Source organism: Bacteroidales bacterium, assembly GCA_018334875.1.
In the GTDB taxonomy this organism is placed as follows: domain Bacteria; phylum Bacteroidota; class Bacteroidia; order Bacteroidales; family UBA12077; genus JAGXLC01.
Map to the genome: position 1 here is coordinate 1 of JAGXLC010000446.1, position 3,272 is coordinate 3,272.

Below are 3,272 nucleotides of genomic sequence, written 5' to 3' on the forward strand. Positions count from 1 at the left end.
ATGGAGCGAAAACGCGCAATAAACAGAGACTCATCCGGCAGCCTCTTCCTCTAAGCTCTAAGCTCTAAGCTCTGTGCTCTGCGCTTCTCAACCTGAAACAACGACAACACGAGCGCACGACTAGCACGACAGCACGAGGGAACGAAGAAGAAGTTATGATTAATGAATTGTGAGTTCCCTGCTAAATAATACAATATAATATGCATTTGTTTTATGATCTTTATAATAGAGGCATTCGGTTAACTCAACAAAGAGCGCAGCATATTTTTACCGATCACCCGGAAATGGGCGGCCAACTAGAAAAACTAGAAGAAACGTTAAAAAAGCCGGATACGATAATTCTTTCAAAAACCGATGAATCAGTACAATTATTTTATAAAAACTATTTAAAAACTCCTGTAACCAATAAATTCCTGTGTTTAGTCGTTTAATTACGGGAAAATGAAGGTTTTATTATTACATCCTACTTTACAGATTCAATTAAAAAGGGAGAAATAGTATGGACAAAGAAATAAAAATATGGTATGACAAAGAAGGTGATTATCTTGAAGTAATTTTTGAAAGAAAGGCAGGTTATTTCAGGGAAACTAACAATGATGCCGTTATGGAAAAAATTGATGAGGAAGGAAACATCATTGGATTTTCTATACTAAAAATCAGCTCACTTAAAAATACAGATCCTATTTCTGTTTACCTAAAAAGTGCAGGTTGAAAATCTCAACCTGAAACTTGAAACAACGACGGCCCGAAACCACGACAGCACGAAAGCACCAACTGAAGCCAGCGTACGGCGGATACCCCTTCAGGGGCTAGGGGTGAGCGAGGGACAGCACGAATAACTTCAAACTCCTGTCAAACCCGCCTGTCGGCGGACAGACATTTAAAACAAAACAGAACACAAATCCATCGAAAGCCGGACACGGTACAACGGATTTTCACAGATTTTTATCCTTTTAAATATTATCCGCGGTCATCCCTGTCTGCCGACCCGCCTGCCGTCGGGCAGGCAGGCAGGCGCGTTCCATCTCTTCCGCGTTCCAAGAACATTCATGAAGCTCAAAGCCATTCTCATCACATACCTCACGCTCCTCCTCCTCGCCACGGTGCTACCACTCAACAGCGCCGGGGAGGCACTGAACGAGAACCATGTTTTCACGCTGCGGTGGGACTACCTGCTCCACGCGCTCGTGTACGCGCCCCTGCCTGTACTCCTCGCATGGCAGCTCAAAAAACTCTGGCCCGCTGTCCTGCTTGCCCTTGCCCTGGCAGCAGGCCTCGAACTCATACAGGCCCTCCTGCCCTACCGGGGTTTTAACATGAATGATATGGTGGCGAATGGGACTGGGGTGCTGATGGGAGGTTTATTGACAATGACTTTTTAAAAAATATGCTTAAAAGCAGGTTGTTAAATTAGTGATGAGTTATCAGTAACCATCAATTAACAATAACAGAATTTTTACTTAGTCGAATTGGAGAGTACTTCGGATTTAAGATGGCTGAAACCAGGCTTGCTTTTTTGGGTGGCCAAATTCGATTCTTATCAAAATATTTTTTATCAAAACCCAGAATACAAGTTTTAGAACATGGGGCTGAAATTTATGCAGGCTACTTAAATGATAAAGAATTTGTTGAAAAAGTAGAAGAAATTGATAAAGCCAGAGAGTTATTTACAGTCCAGTTTACGAATGAAGTTATAAATCATTTCTATGGTGAACAGGCTGAGAAGATTTTTAAAGATTACATAAAAATGCTTATTTTTGATGCAATTATTGGAAATAATGACCGACATTTTTACAATTGGGGGATAATTAATGATGTAAAAGGCCAACAAAAACCTGTATTCTCTCCAATTTATGATACAGCAAGAGCTTTATTTTGGAACTATCATGAAAATAGAATACAAGAACTTGTAAAGGATAAAAATCAGACGAGCAAACATATTAAAAAGTATGCAGATAATAGTTTCCCAAAAACGGGCTGGGAAGGATACAATAAATTAAATCATTTTGAGTTAATGAATAAGCTTTATGAACATGGATTTTTAGAAAATATTCAAATTCTCAAGGAAATTTTCTATGATGAAAAATTTATTCATAATGTACATAAACGCATTAATTCTGAGTTTGAGGGGTTATTAAGCCACGAGAGAATAAACCTTATAAATTCATGCTTATTATACAGGTATAAAAAAATAAGGAAAATACTTAACTTTGAATCATGATACGTAAATGGATGAACAACATTTGGAAAGTAGATGGAATGGATTACAATGATACTCCTGAAGATACTCATGCTAAATTTCATCTTGTATACGATAATCAAGTGATAGCTATTTTGAGCTATAACGGGAATAACTGGCAGTTTGAGTATACCAATGAGTATATTCAAAATCCGGCAACAAAGCCAATAACTGATTTTCCTGATGTGAAGCGTACATATACATCTGAAAAGCTTTGGCCTTTTTTCGCTTCCAGGATTCCGGCCATTAATCAGCCTTTTCACCTGAAAAAAATAAGGAAGGCCAACATCCGGGAAGACGATTCCATCGGGCTTTTGAAATTGTTTGGCAAGGTGACCATATCAAACCCCTTTAAGTTGTACGCCGTATAATTTTTCCCAGGCATTCCTGTTTTAAGACTCATAATAATTTAACATAAATATTTGTGTAAATCGGTGAATCAAAAATAACCCACCTAATTAAAAAGATACATAGAGATTAATATCATCCGCACAAGCAAGGAATGGAACACGCCTGCCTGTCGGCCCGCCTGCCGTCGGGCAGGCAGACAGGGATGACGCGGATCCGTCGAAAGCCGGACACTGTGCGACGGATTAACACGGATAAAAAACTAAAACAAAACAATACTTCTTAGGTTACTTTATAATTAACTTTAATCTTTGAAAAAAAACAAATCCGCGGTCACCGTGTCCGGCTACTGACGGATCAGCGTTCCATCCAATCTACCACTCTTGAAAGCTATGAAACTAAAACTTCTGATATTAGCTCTTTTAGTGCCCCTTGGCATCTTAACCAAGTTTTATGCCGGGCCGGGTAGTAGTTTTGTGAGCAACCATCTGGGCGGTGTAATTTATTTGGTATTCTTCATCTTCCTGGCTTCGCTAGTTTTTCCGAAGGTTCGGGCGCTGAAGATCTCGCTGGTTGTTTTTGTTATTACTTGCTTGCTGGAGTTTACACAACTAATTCAAATCCCGTGGCTCAACGAACTGCGGGAATATTTCCTGGTTCATGCCCTGATTGGCAGCGGATACAC

At 39.6% G+C, this 3,272-nt stretch carries 5 protein-coding genes; all 5 read left to right on the forward strand.

The annotated features are described in order from the left end of the window. Positions 1-499 precede the first annotated feature (499 nt). Positions 500-712, forward strand: coding sequence for a DUF2283 domain-containing protein (locus tag KGY70_19565; protein ID MBS3777402.1), 213 nt, complete (start codon positions 500-502; stop codon positions 710-712). Positions 713-1,049: 337 nt separating this feature from the next. Next, on the forward strand, positions 1,050-1,382 hold the full coding sequence (locus KGY70_19570; GenBank protein ID MBS3777403.1) for a VanZ family protein: 333 nt from the start codon (positions 1,050-1,052) through the stop codon (positions 1,380-1,382). A gap of 41 nt (positions 1,383-1,423) precedes the next feature. Next, positions 1,424-2,221, forward strand: coding sequence for a HipA domain-containing protein (locus KGY70_19575; GenBank protein MBS3777404.1), 798 nt, complete (start codon positions 1,424-1,426; stop codon positions 2,219-2,221). After that, a complete protein-coding gene (locus tag KGY70_19580; GenBank protein ID MBS3777405.1) occupies positions 2,218-2,610 on the forward strand; it encodes a HipA N-terminal domain-containing protein in 393 nt (130 codons plus the stop codon). Before KGY70_19575 ends, KGY70_19580 begins: the two co-directional genes overlap by 4 nt. Positions 2,611-2,979: 369 nt before the next feature. Then, the coding region (locus KGY70_19585; GenBank protein MBS3777406.1) for a DUF2809 domain-containing protein at positions 2,980-3,272 on the forward strand (293 nt) is incomplete at its 3' end.